Raw genomic sequence first — 20,354 nt, 5'->3', positions numbered from 1 at the left:
CCTTAATTTTTTCGGGAGAGGCGCGGTTTTGCATCCCTCTGCAAGCATGGCACAGGGCTTGCTATGCATTTTCTTTATGAAAAGCCATTATAAGCAAAGAGTTTGCTTTCTTCATAAGAAGAGCGTGTTACAAGGCCGTAGCATTTTCTCAGAATATTCAGGATTTTCTCATGCCTGCCAGCGTGACCGCAGCTTCTGCTCAGCTTCGCCATATCCGGGAGCAAGCCAAAGCGGGAACCGTCAACTGGCGCCGTAAGATCATATACTGGTCGGGCGCCATTATGGTGGGCATTGTTGCGGTCTCCTTCGCTGCACTGGCGGATAAAGCCGCAGCCCTGCGGACACATATTCTGACCATCAGTCCGTGGCTGATGCTGGTTGTCACCCCCGGGGGGCTGGCCCTTTCCACCTGGCTGACACGCAAATGGTTCAAAGGCGCACAGGGTAGCGGTATTCCCCAGGCAATCGCCTGCATGCATTTGCATGATTTCCGGGTAGTTGATCGCGTTCTTTCGTTAAAAATTGCTATTGCGAAAATTTTTCTGACCTCGCTTGGCCTGCTGTCCGGTGCATCCATTGGCCGTGAAGGCCCTACTGTGCAGGTTGGGGCGTCCATCATGCACACGGTTGGCCGCTTTATGGGAATTAATGACCCCACGCGGCAGCATGCGCTGATCAAAGCCGGTGGGGCCGCTGGGGTGGCTGCGGCTTTCAATACGCCTTTGGCCGGAATTGTCTTTGGCATTGAAGAACTGGCCCATTCCTACGAGCAACGCACCAGCGGGACCATGTTGACCTGTGTTGTGCTGGCGGGGGTCACAGCCATCGCGCTGGTCGGAAACTATACCTATTTTGGCCATACCGATTCCGTCGTCCCCGTAGGCGTTAGCTGGTTGGCGGTTCTGGCCTGCGGTATTCTGGGCGGCCTGAGTGGCGGTATGTTTTCGGCTCTCCTCATCCGTATTTCACGCGGCATTCCGGGGAAGATGGGCGCTTTTATTGCCAATCATCCTATTTCATTTGCCGCATTGTGTGGGCTGGTCCTGGCTATTATCGGTCTGATTTCAGGCGGCATGACCTATGGCACCGGCTATGTGCAGGCCCGTGACATCATCATGGGGTCAGAGCACTATCCGGTATCTTATTTTGTGCTGAAATGTCTTGCGACCATTGTGTCCTACTGTTCAGGGATCCCCGGCGGCCTGTTTGCCCCCTCCCTTTCTGTTGGCGCGGGAATGGGGGGCTGGGTGGCACAGTTTCTGCCGCACACAACCCCCGGCGCTGTCGTGCTTCTGGGCACTGTCGCCTATTTTGCCGCTGTAACGCAGGCGCCGCTAACGGCTACCGTCATTGTTATGGAAATGTGCGACAACCAGCAGGTTACGCTCGCCCTGCTGGCCAGCGCGTTTCTGGCTTTTGGTGTTTCCCGCGCTTTGTGTAGCCACGCCCTGTATGGCGCATTGGCCGTCAAGTTCCTGCGGTCGGCCAATCCTCGACCCGGGATGTCTACACGGCCGTCAACAGCGACAGACACAGCCCGGTAATCGGGGTTGTTCTCATAAAAAAAGCTGGTGCCAAAACACCAGCTTTTTCATGGTTATGCTTTGAAATAGTACGATGCCTTAAATCAGGCGCTCACCGCCATGTCCTGTTGGGTCACAGGCTTGATCAGATATGGTCCGCCCGCAAGTACTTCCACGCAAAGCAAAGCCATTTTACCTGCCAGACGGTCACCTAGCGGTATTTCAGCGTGCCCGGTGGTCCAGCGCATTGTCGCGCCTGCTTCGACATTATGCCAGCCAGATAATCCCGTAGCTTCGTGTGTGGCTGGATGAATTTTCTGCACAGACCCACTTCCCTGTTGCAGGGTAATGTCTCCTACCAGCACACCTAATGTGCGCCGGTCATCAACAAAGGGGCCGATGCTATCAAAAAGACGTCCGGCACGCGAGGTCAGCCACACGCGGTCAATACCACTCGGCAGCATGAAAAAGAGTTTGTTTTTATGTTGACGCGCTTTACGTATAATCGTGCCGTTTGCGGTAACAAGATGAATGTCAGCATCATCTGTCACAAGCGGTTTGGTTGCATCCGAGCATGTCTTGTCTGCGCGTGCATCTAACGCACAATACAAAGGTTCTACATCCTCACGCGCTACAGAAAGCGGTGCGGCAGCATCTTCGGCCCATGTGCGCACAGATATTGAGGGCGGGCTGACTCTTACCACTGTGCCCTCCTGTTGAAAGGAGGCCCTGTTACCAGTGTCAAGATAGCTTTCAGTCATCATACCGTCGGCCATAATGATGGAATGCTGCTCTGTCTCAACATGATAATAATCGTATGTTGTAATCGTACGATCATAAATAATTGTCCGCCCATTTACCAGCATACGGGCAGGAATAAACTTCCCATCAAAGAACAGGCAATGCTCGGGCGTAATCAGCATATCCTTAAAGGGTACGCCGTCTGCAATTGCATCCTTGAGAATACGGACAGGATAGCCTGCCTCATCATCCGGCAGAGCGGGATTAACCGTTGCCGTGGCCTTACCTGCCCATGTGACAGAACGGCTGATTTCTTTCCCGTTTTCGTAAGCAATAATTGTATCGCCAATGCGCAAATCCTGAACAGGCACGTCCCCGTTTTCCGTACGGATCATGGAGTTTTTCAGGAAGCAGATCAGGATGCCTCCTGTACCATCAGGATTAGAGGTGCTGGTCCATTCTTTTACTCCCAACCCCAGACCAAAGGGGTTTCCACTAATGACTATGCTTGGGCCAAGACCAACATTAATGAGCCCTAAAATATTCAGATCTAACCCAATGGTTGTCTGATTGGTAAGTAAGTCATAATACCCATAAATTGTCGTTGACTGTGGGAAGTCGACCGCAAAATTTTTCGGAACAGTTGTGGTTGACTTACCACTAGAATCAATAAAAGACACAGGAAAAGACAAGACACCAGCACTAATCCCTGTGGCATTCACCTTAATCATACCGCCATCGGGGCCAACTGTTATGCTATTCAAAGCATTGATATTGGCAATTGATGTACTCAACTGCAAAATACCGCCGTTGAGCGTGACCCCTGAAAGCGCCTTGATGGAGGCCAGGCCACCGCTCATGATAGCAGTGGCACCATTTTCGACCACAATCGTGCTTAAGGCCTGCACATCCGCCAACTGACTTAGGTTGACCACAACCGGATCACCTGTTGGCGTATTCGCATCCCGCGTTATGAGGATATTGCCGCCAACATTCAGATTGAGGGGCTGATCGACAGAATAATCAATTACCTGATTATAGAGGAGATTAAGGGCCATGATGCTGGTCAACCTTCATCAAGATATTAAAAGTGTCTCGAATCCTCCTTGTTATGTAATTTCAAAATCTTAATTTAAGGTTATCGAAATCCTAAGAATATCTTGATGAATTAACGGTTTTTTAGATCTTAAATACCAAGGCTCTCTTTGCTGAAACATTTGGGTTTTTATTAGGCAGGAAATTCTGGCATCTCCTTCAGCTGCCGAGCATCAGTCTGTCCCGTATAAAGTCCCTGAACCTGTCTCTGGCATGATACGCGCCCGCCCCCTATATGAAAGGCACCTGTCTTTCTTTAACGGAGGCTTTTGCTTCATGTCTGATGCGCCCCTTCCTGCTGACCAGCAGAATGCGCTGGTTCCTGTCACCGTGCTCACCGGTTTTCTGGGTGCTGGCAAAACCACGCTGCTGAACCATATTCTAACAGCAGAACACGGCCGCAAATACGCGGTTGTGATTAATGAATATGGCGAACTCGGCGTCGATAATGATCTTGTCGTCGATGCAGATGAAGAAGTGTTCGAAATGAACAACGGCTGCATCTGCTGTACGGTACGGGGCGACCTGATCCGTATTCTGGGTGGGTTAATGAAACGCCGTGGCAAGTTTGACGGCATTATTATTGAAACCACAGGTCTGGCCGACCCGGCCCCTGTTGCCCAGACTTTCTTCGCCGATGAAGATGTGCGCGCCAAAACACGGCTTGATGCCGTTGTTACGGTGGTAGATGCGCTGAACATTCAGCAGACCCTGAAGGAAAGCCCGGAAGCACATCAGCAGATTGCCTTTGCTGACGTCATGATCCTGAACAAGACGGATCTGGTTGATGAGGCAAAGCTGAAAGAGGTTGAAGACACACTTCGCACCATTAACGCCTTTGCCCCGATTCATCGCGCCCGCAAAAGCGATGTAAAACTAACGGATGTGCTCGACCGCGGCGGTTTCGACCTTCAGCGCGTTCTGGAGCATATGCCAGATTTCCTTGAAAATCCGGCCCACCACCATGAAGAAGACCTCAGCAGCGTATCCCTGACGGTCAAGACCCCGCTGGATGCGGGCAAATTCCAGATGTGGATCAGCGCCCTGCTGCAGGAAAAAGGGGCCGATATTCTGCGCACAAAAGGCATTCTGAATTTTGAAGGCCAGCCTGACCGCTTCGCATTTCAGGCCGTGCACATGATGGCAGATGGCAACAACATCGGTCCATGGAAAGACGATGAGCCCCGTGAGTCTCGCTTGGTGTTTATTGGCCGTAACCTCAATCGTCCGCAGCTTCGCCGTGGGCTTGAAAGCTGTGCTGTAGCATGAGCCAGACCCTGAATCTGCGTGGCCTGATCGAAAAGCGTGGTGCGTCGCGTGTGATTGACGGCCATATTACGGGCTGCGCCGCATCGCGCGATAACCAGCGCTTTGCCTTCACCACCGCCGAAGGTGATGTGATTGTTGCCCACCGGGGCGATCTGACAGACGCCGCCAGCTGGCCGACTTATGCGGTGCATGACGGGTCTGCCCTGACCATTGCGCCTGATACTGACCCCCACGGTTTTCTGACTGGGGGTGATGATGGTCGCCTCTGCCGTATTGATATGCATGGCGAGATTGAAGAACTCGGCAAAACTCGCCGGTGGGTTGAACACGTTATCAGCTATGTTGACCCCAAAAACGCCTATATTGCCGCATCATCCGGCAAGCAGGTTGAATTACGGGATGCGACAGGCCGCACAGTGCTAAAGACACTGGAGCATCCATCGTCCGTTACAGGCATCGTGTTCGATGGCAAAGGCAAACGGATTGCGGCATCGCACTATAACGGCACATCGATGTGGTACACGCAGTCAAAAAGCGACAGTGTGCGGTCTCTGGAGTGGAAAGGCAGCCATATTGGCATTGCCATTCATCCGCAGGGGGAAGCCCTGATCACGGCCATGCAGGATAATGACCTGCATGGCTGGCGGTTATCGGATGGCCATAATATCCGCATGAGTGGCTACCCCACCAAAGTGCGGTCCATGTCTTTTTCTAGCAACGGAAAGTGGCTGGCCACCAGTGGGGCGGACGTTGTGGTGATGTGGCCATTTTTTGGGGGCGGCCCGATGGGCAAACCCCCGACCGAACTTCCGGGGGCAGGTGGGGCTCTGTGCACCAGTGTCGCATTTCACCCCCAGCAAGAGGTTGTTGCCGCCGGTTTTGCCGATGGTACGGTGCTTCTGATTGAAACACCTACCCAGCGAGTGCTACCAGTCTCTCTGGGCGGTAACGGTCCCGTGAGTGCTCTGGCCTATAGCGCAGATGGCTGCATGCTTGGTTTCGGCACGGAAGAAGGGCTGATCGGTCTGGTTGATCTCGCCGCTGCGTGACGCAGGTCTGCCAGACCCTGTGCGTCTGGCAGACGACAATTGCGTGACCTCAACAAGCAGTGTGTTGCGTCTATCCGCGTCCCACCGAATAGGTGGGATGCAACGGAGGGTAATTTTGGTATGAGCGATCAGTTTCGGTTGGTGATTGTGGGTGGCGGTATTGCCGGCCTTGCACTGGCAACGCGTCTGGGCAACAGCCTTGGCCGTGCAGGCAAGCTGGATATTACGCTGGTGGACAAAGGCTTTGCCCATGTCTGGAAACCCATGCTCCATTGCTTTGCCGCAGGCACAGCCCGGAACGAAAACGACCGCATTACCTTTATTTCTCATGCAGCGGGGCACGGTTTCCGGTTCTGCTATGGCGAGATTTCAGGCCTTGACCGGACCAACCGCCGCATCACCCTTGCCCCGTTGGTGGAGCAGGATGAAGACGAGGTTATTCTGGAAGAACGGTATCTTGATTATGATGCCGTGATTTTTGCCATTGGCAGCCGTGCAAATGATTTCGGCACACCAGGTGTTGCAGAGCACTGCATTTTTCTGGACAACGTGGTCGAAGCCAATAACTTTAATGAACGCTTCCGCCACGCGTTGCTACAATCTTACGGACGTGGCACGCCGCTTGATATTGCCATTGTCGGCGGTGGGGCCACTGGCGTGCAGTTGGCGGCTGAACTGCACAAAGCGCTTGATATGGGGTCGCTCTATAACTTTACCCCACAGACACCCGAAATGCGTGTGACATTGCTTGAAGCTGGCCCTCGCATTTTACCATCTTTCCCTGAAGACGTTTCAGAAGGGGCACATAAGCAACTGGAAGCCCTGAATATTTCTGTCCGCACAGGGGCAATGGTCAGTGGGGTAGATGAAACCGGCTTTATTCTAAAAGACGGTACACGCGTTGATGCCCAGTTCCGTGTCTGGGCAGCCGGGGTAAAAGCACCGGATGTGACCCGCGCCATGGATGGTCTGGACTACGCCCGTGGCGGCCAACTGGTTGTGAAGCCCAATTTGCAAACCACACAGGATGACCGCATTTTTGCTGTTGGCGACTGCTCCTACATTCCTGATGGCCCGTTGCCACCCACAGCGCAGGTTGCACGGCAGGAAGCGCATCATCTGGCCAAATATCTGCCAGACTGGATTTTGCATCAAAAACCAATCCCGCCGTTCAAGTTCCACAACAAAGGTGCCATTGTTGCCCTTGGCAGCTATAATGGATGGGGCGCTTTTGCAGACGGCAAGACCTTTGGTGGGGGGGCGCTAAACGGTCTAAGCGCCCGTCTGGGTCACACGGCACTTTATCGTCAACATCAGATTGAGCTTTACGGCGTAACACGCGGGCTGATTGCCTGCTTTACGGACTGGCTGGATGGTTTTGTTCGCCCCTCGGTGCGGATGGACTGACTTTCGCGACCCAGTCAGGCTTACAGTTTAAGAAAAACCCTGCCTGTATCCGGCAGGGTTTTTCTTTTTTAACCAGAAGTACTTAGTCGATATATTTTGTGGTGCCTTTATTCAGGCCCTCAATAAAATCTTCACACAGCATATCAACTGCCTGCCCTTTGGCGTTTTTCAGGCGCACTTTACAATCACCATCATTCACGGTGCCCAACATTTCAAACTGATGCCCACTAATTTCAACTTTCCGGTGAGTCGTCATATCTTCTGCTCCTGTTCGCCTGACGGGCTGACTTATTTGGCCGTCCCATCTACAAAATTTTTGGTGAGGCAATCGTTTCCTGTTTCTGGCTTTCTGCCTTTGACCTGCATCAAGCAATGATAGAAAATGTAGAAAGACAAAAATAGAGTAAACGCATAATAAAAATCAGAATGCTTTTTCTTAACAAACAAAAACTTTGTGCGAACTACATAATAAAAGCGGCAAACCCTGTGGTCTGCCGCTTTGCCCTAAAACTATAACTAACCCAGTCCGATGATACAGCGCTTTTGCGCTAAAAACCTGTATCTTTCTTCACGCGTGTTTCTGTAAAAAAGCCTCTGTGGTTTTGTTAACCTCACTTGCCTTTTCCATTTGCGGCAGATGCCCAACACCCGGAAAGAGATGCTTTTCAACTGAATCAGGCACATTGTCTGCCCCAGCCACTGGCAAGACTTCGTCCGCTTCCCCCCAGAATAGCTGTACGGGAATGCTTGCAGCCTCCAGCACCGGCCGCAAATCATCCCCTTGTTCTCCATTCGGGAAGCAGGCTGCCGCGATAGTACGAAGCGCATCGCGTGCACCATCCAGACGACGGGCCCGCATTACGCTATCCACCATCTTGCGGCCAATCAGCCCTTTGTCATGCACCAGCTTTTCCAGTTCCTGCTGCATGGCACGGTTACGGTCTGCTTCGGTAAAGCCTGTGATGAACTCCATATTCACGGCTTTTTCAAACCCTGCCGGAGCCAGAAGTGACAGAGAAGCCACTTTATCCGCATGATTTTTCAAAAGAGTAATCGCAACACCACCACCCAAAGAATGACCCATGATGTGCGCTTTGGAAATTGAAAGCGCATCCAGCAGAGCATTCACAGCGCTTGCCAGCCCAGCCAGAGATCCGTCTTTAACTGTTTTTGACGATGCACCATGCCCGGGCAGATCAAAAGCAATCACTCGCCGACCAGAAGCCAACGCTTCCTGCGTCAGCATCCAGTTGCTGATATCGCCCCCAAACCCGTGAATAAGAAGGAGTGGTGTCCCATCCCCATCTCCTACTTCACGCACGTTCAGGCTGTATTCGCCAGCTTCAACCTGATGTGGTTCCGTATTGCGGGTTGACGCCGTATCCTCTGTTTCATCTGTGGTCTGTTCAGACTGAAATTTGGCAATAAACGCGTCTATATCAGCATCTGACACGCTGGCATCAGCAAGAACACCAATCAGAGCCCCTACCGCCAATGTTTCACCCGCCTGCGCGACTTGTTTGCGCAGGGTGCCAGCCGCAGGGCTTTCATAGCCACTGGTAATTTTACTGGTTTCAATATCAGCCAGTTCATCACCCTGTTTCACACTTTGGCCAGCCTGCACCGTCCAGGAGGCAAGTTTGCCTTCTGTCATGGCCAGACCAAATTTCGGCATTGTCAGCGGTATCACGTCTTGTGTCATGGTTCAGGCAACCTCACGCGCATGCTGTTTCATGACTGTTTTAACAGCAGCTTCAATTTTATCGGCACTGGGCATGTAAAGTTTTTCAAGCGGGGTAGAGAACGGTACCGGCGTATGCGGTGGCACAACGCGCAAAATAGGGGCTTTAAGCGCACCAAAGGCCCGTTCTGCCACTAACGCTGAAATGTCACATGCCATGTTACAGCGTGGACTTGATTCATCCACCACAATCAAACGACCTGTTTCTTCCACACATTCCAGAATAGTATCTTCATCAAACGGGGACGTTGTGCGTGGGTCAATCACGGTACAGGTAATGCCCTGTTTTTCTAACCTGTCAGCCGCTTCGTTTGCCATGCCAACCATGCGGCCAATCGCCACGATGGTCACATCTTCACCCTCGCGCGTCAGGTTCGCTTCGCCGAATGGGATGGTGTAGGATTCATCAGGAACATCTTCCTCATCATCATACATCACCTTGTTTTCAAGAAAGATCACCGGGTCATCATCACGGATTGCCTCAATCAGCAACCCTTTTGCTTCGTAAGGCGATGACGGAATAACAACCTTTAGCCCCGGAATGTGGGTAAACAACGGATAGAGTGATTGGCTATGCTGTGCAGCAGCATTGAACCCTGCTCCATACATAGCCCGAATAACCATTGGGGTGCGGGCCTTACCACCAAACATATAACGGAACTTGGCAGCCTGATTCAGCACCTGATCCAGACATGACCCAATAAAATCAACAAACATCAGTTCCGCCACTGGGCGCAGGCCTGTAGCCGCAGCACCTGCCGCAGCACCAATGTAGGAGGCTTCTGAAATAGGAGTATCCCACACACGCTCTTCACCAAATTCGGTCAAAAGTCCCTTGGTCACGCCGAGCACGCCACCCCACGCATCCTGCACGCCTGATGTACCACCACGGCCACCGGCTACGTCTTCACCCATCAGAATAACGCGGGGGTCACGGCGCATTTCCTGTCGCAGGGCTTCATTAATAGCCTGACGAAAACTCTTTTTGCTCATTGTCTTTTCGTCCTTTCACACCTGCTGTGCCTGCTCTGTGTCATCATGTGATGTGACAATAGATCAGACAGATCGGCAGGGTTTATCTGTTGTGTCGGGTGGCTCAGTATTTCACGTACACATCGGCCATCAGGGCTGCATCTTCGGGCCATGGAGCAGCCTTTGCTGCAATCACGGCACTTTCGATTTCGTCATTTACAGCGGAATCAATATCATCAAGGGCACTGGCATCCAGCAGACCGGCTGACGTTACGCGGTCACGGAAATGCTTCAGGCAGTCACGATTTTCTTTCTCCGCAGCGACTTCACCAGCCTTGCGGTATGTCATGGAATCACCCTCAAAGTGACCATACCAGCGGCTAAGGTGCACGTGCAGCATCACCGGACCTTTGCCAGAACGCGCATGGTCTATGGCTTCGCGTGCTGTTTCGTGCACGGCAAAAAAGTCCGTGCCGTCACATTCCATATAGGGCATGCCAAACCCGGCGGCGCGATCTTTCTGGGTGCCCGCGCAGGCGTAAGATGCGCCTGTTGCTTCGCCATAGCCGTTATCTTCAACGACAAATACGGCTGGCAACTGCCAGACACTGGCCAGATTGAGGCTTTCAAGCGTGAAGCCTTCGTTTGAGGCACCATCACCATAAAAAGCAATGGCAACGCCATTATCTTTCAAAACCTTGTGTGACAGTGCTGCACCGCAGATCAACGGCGGGCCACCGCCCACAATCCCGTTCGCCCCTAGCATCCCTTTTGACAGGTCCGCAATATGCATGGAGCCACCTTTACCCCGACACACACCTGTCTGACGGCCATAAATTTCGGCCATCATGCCACCCACATCCACGCCTTTGGCAATACAATGGCCGTGACCACGGTGGGTGCTGGCGATTGTGTCATTGTCGTTCAGATGCGCACACACGCCAACGGCTGATGCTTCCTCGCCGCAGTAAAGATGCACAAAACCCGGAATCTCGCCGGTAGCAAATTCAACATGCAGCCGTTCTTCAAACACGCGGATAGTACGCATAGCACGATAAGACTGAAGCAGTGTTTCTCTGGCAATCTGCATGGAAGCAATCCTTCCTGTTTTTTTGATTGTTGCGATTGAAAAGTAGAATGCCAACGCCGCAATCTTACCCATTGAAACGCATACGTCAGTTCACTTTATGCGATTCACGCATATGTGAATTTCTTATTTTTTAATTAACAGAAGAACTAAGCGGCTTGGGCCTCTTTGTTGACTGCCCGGTTTTCCCCCGTTTTTGCCCTACATCTGATACGTGTATAATGCGCCGCGCCAACCCATAGACCGATCTTTGGCCGACCTGCGCGCCTTTGGAGCCCACGCCATGCAGCAGCCCTTACCCCGCATCCCCGACGCCACGCTGAAAAACCTGATTGCTGTGTTCTATACCCGCGTACGGAAGGACCCTGTAATTGGTCCTGTTTTTAATGATGCGATTACTGACTGGGAGGCCCATCTGGAAACACTGTTTCTGTTCTGGACGTCCCTGCTCTATGGCAACACCGGGTATAATGGCCGCCCAGTCCCAGCCCATTTCAAGCATCGCGAGCATATGACACCCGCCGCCTTTACGCGCTGGCTGGAATTATGGGCGCAGACAACAGACGACCTTCTCCCGCCAGAAATTGCCGCCCTGTTACAAGACCGCGCTGCCTGTATTGGCACCAGTTTTCAACGGGCAATGGCGTTTCAGGGCGCACGATAGACCAGACATCTGTCTGCCTTCCCTCAACAGGTCAGCACCAAATCCGAATCTAACAGGTGTAACAGCGCAGAGAAACCACGCTTCCATGGTGCCTTCCGGCACACTTATCAGGCAGTATAGCCGTATTTCCACCATCAACGGGCTTTACGGCTGTTCGGCACATACTTCAGCCGGACACCTTCATGCATACACTCAATTCAGGCATCCCGACTGCCATAACGGGTCAACGTAACCGACGAATTGACCTTATGCGAGGCATTGCTGTTCTGCTGGTGTTGTTTCACCATTTCTGTATTGCCTATCCGCTGGGTCATTCATGGTTGGCAACCCTTCTCACCCCCGAAGGCGTCCGCGCCGTTGCCCGCAACGGAAATTATGGCGTCACGATATTTTTCGTTATTTCAGGCTTTTTAATAACCCGTAACGCTTTGGCACGATGGGGTGACCTTTCTAACCTTAACGTACGTGTTTTTTATGCCTATCGCTTTGCCCGTATCATCCCCTGTCTGCTGCTGCTGCTCGTGCTTGTAAACGGATTGGCGTTAACGGGGATTTCCATTTTTACCACACATGTCACCGGCCTTTCCCCTTTGGTGGCCATGATACGGGCCAATATTGCGGCCCTGACGTTCAGTATGAATGTGTTTATTGCCCATTATGGTTGGGTCAATTATGCCTTAGGCGTTCTGTGGTCCCTTTCAGTTGAGGAAGTTTTTTACCTTACCTTCCCCATGGTTGGTCTGCTCTTACGGCGGCAATCTCTTATTCTGATGTTCTGGAGCCTCATTGTTCTGATTGGCCCGTTTTATCGAATGGCGCATCAGGATGATGAATCCGGGTTTCTATTTGCTTATTTTGCCTCTTTTGACGGCATTGCCATTGGCTGCATGGCGGCTGTTCTGGCATCCCGCCTTAGCGTCAATAGTAGCATATTGCGGTACCTACAGCCTGTAACAATCGTCGGAATGGTGTCCTTATATCTCTACCGTTCCATAGGGGGCACCAACATATGGGGGGTCACCGCCATGGCGCTTGGAGCTGCAATTCTGCTTGTGGGTTCAGTCCATCATGCTAATGGACCCGTTATCTCCCGCTTTCGTCTTCTCCGTGGTGTGGAATGGACTGGCCGCCTCAGCTACGAACTTTATCTGTTTCACCTGATTATTCTTGGTCTTTTACGTACAGTTCTTCCAGCCAGCACAATCGCCGCCACTGGGGCAGAGCGCTTGGGGCTATTGGGGGTGTTTCTGGCAGGCTCTTTTCTTATTGCCAGTTTAATCGGGCGGTATTTTGCCGAACCGCTCAATAGAAAACTCCGCAAAGCCTTGGCCAAACCTTGCCCGCGCACACTCCCAAAACGGGCTGCCTTGTAGCAGCCCTACTTTTTCCAATCTTTTACAATTACATAAAATATTTCGGGAGTTATCCCAGTATTTTAGCTTTTTTAAGATGGCATCAAAGGTTCAATCGGCCAATCAACACGCGCCAGCGCTCTCGGGCCAAGCCAAGCCATGACCAGCGAAAATGGTACACTTGCCAACAAAATACCCCACAACCAGACTGGCACCGAGTGTTCACTTAACAGCAGGGTGAATCCCATCTGCACATAAACAAAACTCCCCAGCATATTTAAGACATGAATAATAGCAGGGCGCGTTTTACGGGGTGTCAGCAACAACCCTACGCTAGGAAGATAACTGCTACCCACAATCAGCACGAAAAGAGCCAGCATTGTGATTGGAAGGCGGCTCCATGCCAGACCGGCCATTTCAATACCTAATGGCGCACAGAGCAACGCAGCCAGGGCCGCACTTTGCACCGCCCGTTTTGCATGTGTTGCATAAAGTGCGTACGCAAAATCAGCCCGTGTGCCATAGCCAGCCAGATTAAGCAGAAATGGCCAGTCTGCCCGCATCAATATCCATGTTGTCAGACCATTGGCAGAGATCATGCAGATCATTTGCGCTACGGTGATCATGCTTTTTCTGATCGCGGCCCATTCTGGCCAATGACCAGCATGCACAGTTTCAACCACAAAATTAATGCAGAAAAACACACCCACCAATGCAATGCTGGTTACCAGAAACCCCGCCGGGCCGGGGGTAATCATTGTATTCGGCACAGGTGGTTTCCGCAGCCATGGAAACTGCCGCATCATAATGCGCGTAAATTGCCCACTGCCACGTGTGTTTTGAGAAGGAAAGGAGGCTCCCCTGTTTTCGACGTCAGATAGGGTTTGGTCTTTAACCGTCACCGACACCGTATGGGGTTCAACCGCAGGTAAATGAAACCCTGCGTTTATTGGAGGCGATGCACGTTTATTTTGCCCAGGCCCTTTCATGGCCTGCATCATCTGGCCTATTTCACGGGCACCCAGCCTGACCTTAATTTTGCCTGACTGTCCCTCCTGCGCAGCACCGGGAACACGTCCCTGCACCGGTGCAGGAATATGCTGCAATTCTATCAGGGTAAGCGTGACCCCAATCAGCAATAATGCAGCCCCGACATACCAAGGTGCCGATAAAACGCGCTCCTGCGCCTGCGGAAACAGGAAAACAAAAAACATGCCCACCATCAGCACCATACGCAACCATCTGATCGGGCCGCTGCGCAGGGCTTTTGGTGTGGTCATGTCAGAATTTACGACCATGCACAGGGAAAGTGCTTCCAATGCCAGAATATTCAGTAATGGTGCGCCCAGATGCCATATCGGTATCGCCATGACCACGGTAACAAACACCAGAACACAATGTACCGCCCTGTATTCTGCCGTAATCATCCCCGGCGTCATTCTGGCTAAGGGGCTACGCACCTGACGCCAATAGTGTACGGAAACAGACGTGATAAGCCCCTGCAGGCCAAGCCACCACCATGTTGACAAGGAAGACGGCAGCTTAAAAAGGCCATCCTGCCAGTGTGTTGCCTCATGGTCGGTAAAGGCTATGAAATACGCGACACACAACCATACTATACCGGTAAGAAGCGAGTAGTTTTCACGCACAAACACGGGCGAGACGTACAGCCTTAAAGCATGAAGCATATTTTTCATCGGGACAGATCCAGAAACAGGTTTTCTACATCTGGCATTTGCACAGACAAACTGCTCTGGCACGCTGCATTATCAAGTTCGGGCAACCAGCCAGACACCCACACGCCACCATCTTCCGCCGGAGCAAGCGTCTGCACGCCCCAGCTTTCTGGTGGAGGCGCAGAAAGATGCCTTACCTGTCCCTGCAACACCAACTTGGTCACGTCTAAAACGACCTGACCACGCCGCATAATTACGAAACGATCACAGATATTTTCAAGATCCGAGATAATATGAGATGAAATTAGAACCGTTGCACCATGATGATGCGCGTAATCTGGCAACAGCCGCATGAAGTCACGGCGTGCCTGCGGATCAAGGCTGGCAACGGGTTCATCAAGCACAATCAGATCTGGCCGAAAACGCAATGCCAGCACAATGGCCAGACGCTGCCTTTCCCCCCCCGATAGCGACTTGATACGCGCTCGGGGGTCAAGCCCTGCCCAGTCAAGCCACCGGTTATCTTGTGGGGCATTGGCTGGTCGATACTCCGCAAGATAGGATAATAGCTCACCCACCCGGAACCAGGTAAACCCTGTCATGGTCTGGGGCACAAAGCCGATCCGGTTTCGGGTATGTGGTGTCAGCTTGTTTACGTCTTCCCCAAAAAGACGGATGCTACCTTCATCAGTTGAAAGAAAGCCCAGCAGACAGCCTATTAACGTGGTTTTACCCGCCCCATTAGGCCCTAGCAGAGCAGCGATTTCGCCCTGTGCCAACGTCAGATTAAAATCATCCAGTGCGCGTTTGGTGGTAAAGTCTTTAACAAGCTGGGTAATCTGTAGCGGGAAAACAGGCTCTGACACGCTTCTGGCTCCGTTGCGGAATGGATACTCCATCGTGACGGTAAGAGCCAAAAAGCGTCAAGGAAATAAACCCCCGCGTATTTTACAAAATAACTTTAGCCCTCAACCCCATTTACAAGAACACGCGGCAGAAGCAGACCGACCCCAGCGATGCAGCACAGCAACCCGCCAACCATGGCTAACGCAACAGACAGTGTCAGGCTGCCAGCAATAAAGCCCAGAACCGCAGGGCCAAGCAAAATGCCCGCATAGCCCAGTGTGGTGACCGCAGAAACAGCCAGATGTTCCGGCATACGGTGTTGGCGACCTATAGCTGAATAAAGAACTGGCACAATATTGGCGCACCCTGTGCCCACTATGGCATAGCCTGCCAGCGTCACGGGCCAGAACGGTATAAAAGCAACCAACCCCATGCCGCCCGCAGCCAGAAGACTACCGCCAACAACTAAAACCCGCCCCGCAATACGGTTTACAAGCCAGTCTCCTGCCAGCCTGCCGATGGTCATGGTACAGGCGAAGGCAGCGTATCCTAGTCCGGTATAGCGCACATCCATATGTCGTGTGGCTGCCAGAAAAACGGCACTCCAATCTATGGCCGCCCCTTCTGCCAAAAACACAACAAAACACATAAGACCAATGGCAAGAACCACCCCATGCGGCAGCGCAAAGGATGCCCCTTCCGCAGAACTGGTACGACCGGTTAGCAAGCCCGGTATCGCAGCAATAGCCGCTACAGCAATCAAGCCGATACCAACCCCGACAGCCTGTAAGGGTGAAAACCCAATACCAAGAAGCGCGCTAACGCCCGTTGCGCCAAGCAGTCCACCAACGCTGAACAACCCATGAAAACCAGACATCATGGCTTTGCCACAGGCACGTTCAACAATCACAGCCTGTACATTCACAAGGCAGTCAATTGACCCGACCCCGGCACCGAACAGAATAAGCGCCGGAGCCAGCAGGAAAAGGATGCTGGATGACGCAAGCACAGGAAGAGTGCAGCACGCCAGAACAACTGCGATTGTAATAATCCACCGGCACCCGAAACGCCCCGCTAAGGCCCCTGCTACCGGCATGGCAACTATGGATCCCATACCCAGACACAGCAGCAACAGGCCCAGATGCGCATCATTTAAGCCGCATCTGAGTTTCACATAGGGGATAATCGGTGCCCATGCAGCCCCCGCAAAACCCGCAATAAGAAAAGCAAGACGCGTTGATCTTTGTGCCTGAGCAGATGCCGGGGGCGGGTTGCCCAGTAAAAGCATTAGAAAAAACCTGTGCCTATGATTGTTTTGACCAGAGGGTCCTAGTCGCTTGATTTGACAGGATGAGGGCGCATCAATCAACCCGTTGGTTTGACGTCAACCAGACAAAAACCATTATCTAAATGCTTTTCTAAAGTATGCTTTGGCATTTAGTTAACGAAAACACCCTTCTTTTTATTGCCTAATTGCAACAATATAAATTGCTTGATCTCCATTCTTATCAGTGCGGGAATATACAGATGCGCCATCTCTCTTTTATTGTTGGGTTGGGCGCTATGGTGTGTGCCAGCACAGCCCATGCTGCGGCCCCAGACGTGAGCACTGCTGCAGATACGGTTTTTACCAACGGCTTTATTTATACGGTAGATGCCAAAAATTCCATCGCGCAGGCCGTCGCCATAAAAAACGGTAAAATCCTGTATGTGGGATCAAGTGCGGGGGCAAAGCGTTATGCGGGCACCCAGACGCAAAAAATCGACCTGCATGGCACTATGCTTATGCCCGGAGTGGTTGATGGGCATATGCACCCCATGAGCGGGGGTGAACGTCTTCTGTCATGCTCGCTCAAATATATGCCTCTCACAAAGCAGGAATTTTCCGATCGTATTAAAGCCTGTCAGGCTGACCCTGCCGTCCCCAAAAGAAAAAATTGGCTCCTTGTGACCTCCTGGTTTCAGGAGGCCATGCGCCCCAAAGGGACAATTCTAGATAAAACTATCCTTGATGAAATTGATAATAAAAACCCCATTGTCGTGTATTCTTCGTTTGGTCATTCTGCTTTGCTGAATACACCGGCACTTGAAGCCGCGCATATTACAGCCAGCACGAAATCAGAACCGGGTGGTGAGATTATTCATGATGCCAACGGCCAGCCCACGGGCCTGCTGGAAGACACAGCCTTAAACCTGATTTTTGCCGCACAACCTGCCGCAAGTGATGAACAGAAAGTTGCCGCAGCCAGAGCCGCACTGGCTGCGCTACGGGCACAGGGTGTTACCTCGTTTCTTGATGCCCTCGCCCCGGAAGTCGATATCAAAGCCTTTAGCACCCTTCAACAGAACGGAGAACTGACTGCCCGCGCACATTTCGCGCCGCTTATCACTCCGGAGATGGGGCCGGATGTTAAAAAATCTGTTGATTATGTCAAAGGATTAGCAACCAGATATGATCAGGGTCGCATCACACAACAGCCAACCCTTACCGTGCGCCATGCCAAGATGTTTATGGATGGTGTCATCTCTGCCCCAGCCCTGACGGGTATTCTCACCCTTCCGTATCGTGTCAACAAAGGCACGACTGACCATCCTGACTGGCAGCCGGGCTCTTCTACCGGGCCTGCGCCCTATTTCCCTGTGCCTGTGCTTTCAAAACTTCTGCAAGGCCTGGTGCAGGCTGGTATTGACCCGCATATGCACGCTGACGGCGATGGAGCCGTGCGCATAGCGCTTGATGCCGTTGAGGCAACGCGCAAAGCCCTGCCTCAGTCAGACTTCCGACCGGGACTGGAACATGATGAACTTGTGGCACCGGCAGATCTACCCCGTTTCAAACAACTGGGGGCTATCCCGGTCATGTCTTTCCAATGGGGGAAACGAGCACCCGACACAACCGGCCAGACTGCCGATGCGTTGGGCGAAGATCGTTCAAACGCGATGGAACCAGCCTACCAACTTGAAAAAGCCGGAACACGGATTGCTTACGGGTCTGATTGGCCAGTTGACCCGCTAAATGAGTGGTTTGCGCTACAGGTTGGCATTACACGCCAGAATACACCTGACGCTGAACCCCAATATCGCGACAGACTGGGTAACATGCCCGGCCTCTCCCGCGCATCTGTCTTACGCGCCATTACCATGAATTCAGCTTATGAACTACGTCAGGACACCGTAACCGGATCAGTCGAGCAGGGGAAAATAGCCGACCTTATTGTTCTTGATAGAAACATCACCACTGTTCCGGTTAATGAAATTGGACAAACAAAAGTTCTCTTGACCATGGTTGGTGGAAAGGTTGTTTACAGTCGAGGAGATTTTCTGCCGGAAACACCATAAATACGAAATAATTAAAGTGGGGATTACTATACGAAAACGCAGTACTCTCCATTTTTTATGAACTACCCGCTGTTTCGAGATTTAACAGACAGAAAACCGTTTCTAAACAAATAAAAAACATATATTTAAATAGTATTTTATTATTTATTGAATTCTTATTTAATTTATTAGAAAATCACATTTTATTGACTTAAAAATACTCAATAATTACACCTCTATCTTATTCGTGATCTCTCCACCCGATAGAATATGCCTTTCGTTCGTGACACACAGATTTGTGCAAGAAACGGATTGTAAGCTCATGACCCATCCCGCGTCTTCAACAGAGACATCCTCCCTCCCCTCTGACCAATTGACCGCACAGGAAAAAGCGACAGCCCGGCATGTTGTTGCGGCGTCTTTTCTGGCGTGGATGCTTGATGCATGTGATTTTTTTCTTGTTCTCTTTACGCTCGACAATGTTGCCAAGAGCTTCAATACATCGCTTGAAAGCGTTCTGCTTGCCCCCACGCTAACACTAATAACCCGCCCCATAGGCGCGTATCTGTGCGGCCGTGCGGCCGACAGATATGGTCGCAAGCCCGTCATGATTATTACCATTCTGGTTTATTCCGTCATTGAAGTCCTATCCGCATTTTCGCCAACACTCTGGATGTTTCTTGTGCTGCGAACCCTGTTTGGCATTGCCTTGGGCGGCGAATGGGGCGTTGGTACCTCTCTTATTATGGAAAGTGTTCCGGCGTCATGGAAAGGCACCGCATCCGGGATTTTACAGGCAGGATATCCGGCAGGATATCTGCTGGCCTCTATCGTGTTTTTAACACTGCCGATTGTGGGGTGGCGCGGGTTGTTCATACTGGGCGGAAGTGCTGTATTTTCCGCCCTGTATATCTGGCTACGCGTGCCTGAAAGCCCCGACTGGCTGGCCCGGCAGAAAGCGCCGAAAAACCCTACCCAGCCCCAGCAAGGGCTATGGAGTGTGGTGCGCCAGAATATCGCCTTGTGTGTGTTTACCGTCACCCTAATGGCGGCTTTCAATTTCATGAGTCACGGGTCACAGGATTTATACCCGAAAGTGTTTCTTGCACTTGAGCGCCATATCCCGGCCCCCTCTATTACCTTGATTGTCGTGTTGTATAATGTGGCGGCCATTGCGGGTGGATTGTTTTTTGGCGTGCTGTCTCAACGGATTGGAAGGCAATATGCCATTGCTGTGGCAGCACTTTTAACCATTCCCCTTCTACCCTTATGGACCCTTCCACAATCAGCTATCTGGCTGACCGTTGGCGCTGTGTGCATCCAGTTCTGTATTCAGGGTGCATGGGGTGTTGTCCCGGCCTATTTAAGCGAATTATCTCCTGCATCCGTCAGGGCCACGTTTCCGGGCTTGGCGTACCAATGCGGTAATCTGCTGGCAGCCAGCAACGCACTTTTGCAAACGGAAATTGGGCGTGTTCTAGGCCGTGGTCTTGCTCCAGCCCTTATGCTGACAGTAGGGCTTGCTGCTGTAACTGTGCTGGTGCTGGCCTTGCTTAATGCCAGACTTCACCCACAAACACGCGGGGAAATGTGAGATCGACCGTCATGGTACCG

General features: G+C 51.9%; 16 protein-coding genes. 8 read left to right on the top strand and 8 right to left on the bottom strand.

What is annotated here, in order from left to right; translation table 11 throughout:
* Nucleotides 1-170: 170 nt before the first annotated feature.
* Nucleotides 171-1,544, top strand: coding sequence for a chloride channel protein (locus Abin_RS02000; protein WP_048844670.1), 1,374 nt, complete (start codon nucleotides 171-173; stop codon nucleotides 1,542-1,544).
* An 83-nt stretch (nucleotides 1,545-1,627) separates the two neighbouring features.
* On the opposite strand, the gene Abin_RS01995 is transcribed toward Abin_RS02000, so the two are convergent.
* Nucleotides 1,628-3,322 carry a Hint domain-containing protein gene (locus Abin_RS01995; RefSeq protein WP_048844825.1) on the bottom strand — a complete coding sequence of 565 codons (1,695 nt, stop codon included), beginning with the start codon at nucleotides 3,320-3,322 and terminating at the stop codon, nucleotides 1,628-1,630.
* A 313-nt stretch (nucleotides 3,323-3,635) separates the two neighbouring features.
* Between Abin_RS01995 and Abin_RS01990 the strand changes: the two genes are divergently transcribed.
* From Abin_RS01990 to Abin_RS01980, 3 genes are all read left to right on the top strand, one after another.
* Nucleotides 3,636-4,628, top strand: a complete 993-nt coding sequence (locus tag Abin_RS01990; protein WP_048844669.1) for a CobW family GTP-binding protein — start codon at nucleotides 3,636-3,638, stop codon at nucleotides 4,626-4,628.
* Nucleotides 4,625-5,677 (top strand): WD40 repeat domain-containing protein, encoded by a 1,053-nt coding sequence (locus Abin_RS01985; protein ID WP_048844668.1) that lies wholly within the window; start codon nucleotides 4,625-4,627, stop codon nucleotides 5,675-5,677. The genes Abin_RS01990 and Abin_RS01985 overlap by 4 nt, the downstream gene beginning before the upstream one ends.
* Nucleotides 5,678-5,797: 120 nt before the next feature.
* Nucleotides 5,798-7,084, top strand: a complete 1,287-nt coding sequence (locus Abin_RS01980) for an NAD(P)/FAD-dependent oxidoreductase (RefSeq protein ID WP_048844667.1) — start codon at nucleotides 5,798-5,800, stop codon at nucleotides 7,082-7,084.
* 82 nt (nucleotides 7,085-7,166) lie between these two features.
* On the opposite strand, the gene Abin_RS01975 is transcribed toward Abin_RS01980, so the two are convergent.
* The 4 genes from Abin_RS01975 to Abin_RS01960 all read right to left on the bottom strand — a co-directional run bounded on the left by Abin_RS01975 (nucleotide 7,167) and on the right by Abin_RS01960 (nucleotide 10,887).
* On the bottom strand, nucleotides 7,167-7,340 hold the full coding sequence (locus Abin_RS01975; RefSeq protein WP_170237841.1) for a hypothetical protein: 174 nt from the start codon (nucleotides 7,338-7,340) through the stop codon (nucleotides 7,167-7,169).
* A 312-nt stretch (nucleotides 7,341-7,652) separates the two neighbouring features.
* Nucleotides 7,653-8,786, bottom strand: coding sequence for an acetoin dehydrogenase dihydrolipoyllysine-residue acetyltransferase subunit (locus Abin_RS01970; protein WP_048844666.1), 1,134 nt, complete (start codon nucleotides 8,784-8,786; stop codon nucleotides 7,653-7,655).
* A 3-nt stretch (nucleotides 8,787-8,789) separates the two neighbouring features.
* Nucleotides 8,790-9,818 carry an alpha-ketoacid dehydrogenase subunit beta gene (locus Abin_RS01965; RefSeq protein ID WP_048844665.1) on the bottom strand — a complete coding sequence of 343 codons (1,029 nt, stop codon included), beginning with the start codon at nucleotides 9,816-9,818 and terminating at the stop codon, nucleotides 8,790-8,792.
* Nucleotides 9,819-9,921: 103 nt separating this feature from the next.
* Nucleotides 9,922-10,887, bottom strand: a complete 966-nt coding sequence (locus tag Abin_RS01960; protein WP_048844664.1) for a thiamine pyrophosphate-dependent dehydrogenase E1 component subunit alpha — start codon at nucleotides 10,885-10,887, stop codon at nucleotides 9,922-9,924.
* 280 nt (nucleotides 10,888-11,167) lie between these two features.
* On the opposite strand from Abin_RS01960, the gene Abin_RS01955 reads away from it, so the two are divergent.
* Together Abin_RS01955 and Abin_RS01950 are read left to right on the top strand one after the other, a co-directional pair.
* Nucleotides 11,168-11,548 carry a group III truncated hemoglobin gene (locus Abin_RS01955; RefSeq protein ID WP_048844824.1) on the top strand — a complete coding sequence of 127 codons (381 nt, stop codon included), beginning with the start codon at nucleotides 11,168-11,170 and terminating at the stop codon, nucleotides 11,546-11,548.
* Between the two features lie 182 nt (nucleotides 11,549-11,730).
* Nucleotides 11,731-12,921, top strand: coding sequence for an acyltransferase family protein (locus Abin_RS01950; protein ID WP_048844663.1), 1,191 nt, complete (start codon nucleotides 11,731-11,733; stop codon nucleotides 12,919-12,921).
* Between the two features lie 71 nt (nucleotides 12,922-12,992).
* Here the strand turns inward: Abin_RS01950 and Abin_RS01945 are convergent, their stop codons facing one another.
* The 3 genes from Abin_RS01945 to Abin_RS01935 form a co-directional block, all read right to left on the bottom strand.
* Entirely contained in the window at nucleotides 12,993-14,597 is a 1,605-nt protein-coding gene (locus Abin_RS01945) for a hypothetical protein (protein WP_048844662.1), read from the bottom strand.
* Entirely contained in the window at nucleotides 14,594-15,442 is an 849-nt protein-coding gene (locus Abin_RS01940; protein WP_048844661.1) for an ABC transporter ATP-binding protein, read from the bottom strand. The genes Abin_RS01945 and Abin_RS01940 overlap by 4 nt, the downstream gene beginning before the upstream one ends.
* Before the next feature lie 95 nt (nucleotides 15,443-15,537).
* Nucleotides 15,538-16,710: an MFS transporter gene (locus tag Abin_RS01935; protein WP_048844660.1), complete on the bottom strand. Its 1,173-nt coding sequence runs from the start codon at nucleotides 16,708-16,710 to the stop codon at nucleotides 15,538-15,540.
* A gap of 239 nt (nucleotides 16,711-16,949) precedes the next feature.
* Here Abin_RS01935 and Abin_RS01930 point away from each other — a divergent pair, with 239 nt between their 5' ends.
* Together Abin_RS01930 and Abin_RS01925 are read left to right on the top strand one after the other, a co-directional pair.
* Entirely contained in the window at nucleotides 16,950-18,761 is a 1,812-nt protein-coding gene (locus Abin_RS01930; protein WP_048844659.1) for an amidohydrolase, read from the top strand.
* Between the two features lie 301 nt (nucleotides 18,762-19,062).
* Nucleotides 19,063-20,334 carry an MFS transporter gene (locus tag Abin_RS01925; protein ID WP_048844658.1) on the top strand — a complete coding sequence of 424 codons (1,272 nt, stop codon included), beginning with the start codon at nucleotides 19,063-19,065 and terminating at the stop codon, nucleotides 20,332-20,334.
* The last annotated feature ends 20 nt before the right edge of the window (nucleotides 20,335-20,354 follow it).

It is taken from the genome of Acetobacter indonesiensis (genome assembly GCF_000963945.1).
GTDB classification, from domain to species: Bacteria; Pseudomonadota; Alphaproteobacteria; order Acetobacterales; family Acetobacteraceae; genus Acetobacter; species Acetobacter indonesiensis.
This window is presented reverse-complemented; position numbering and strand designations above follow the sequence as displayed.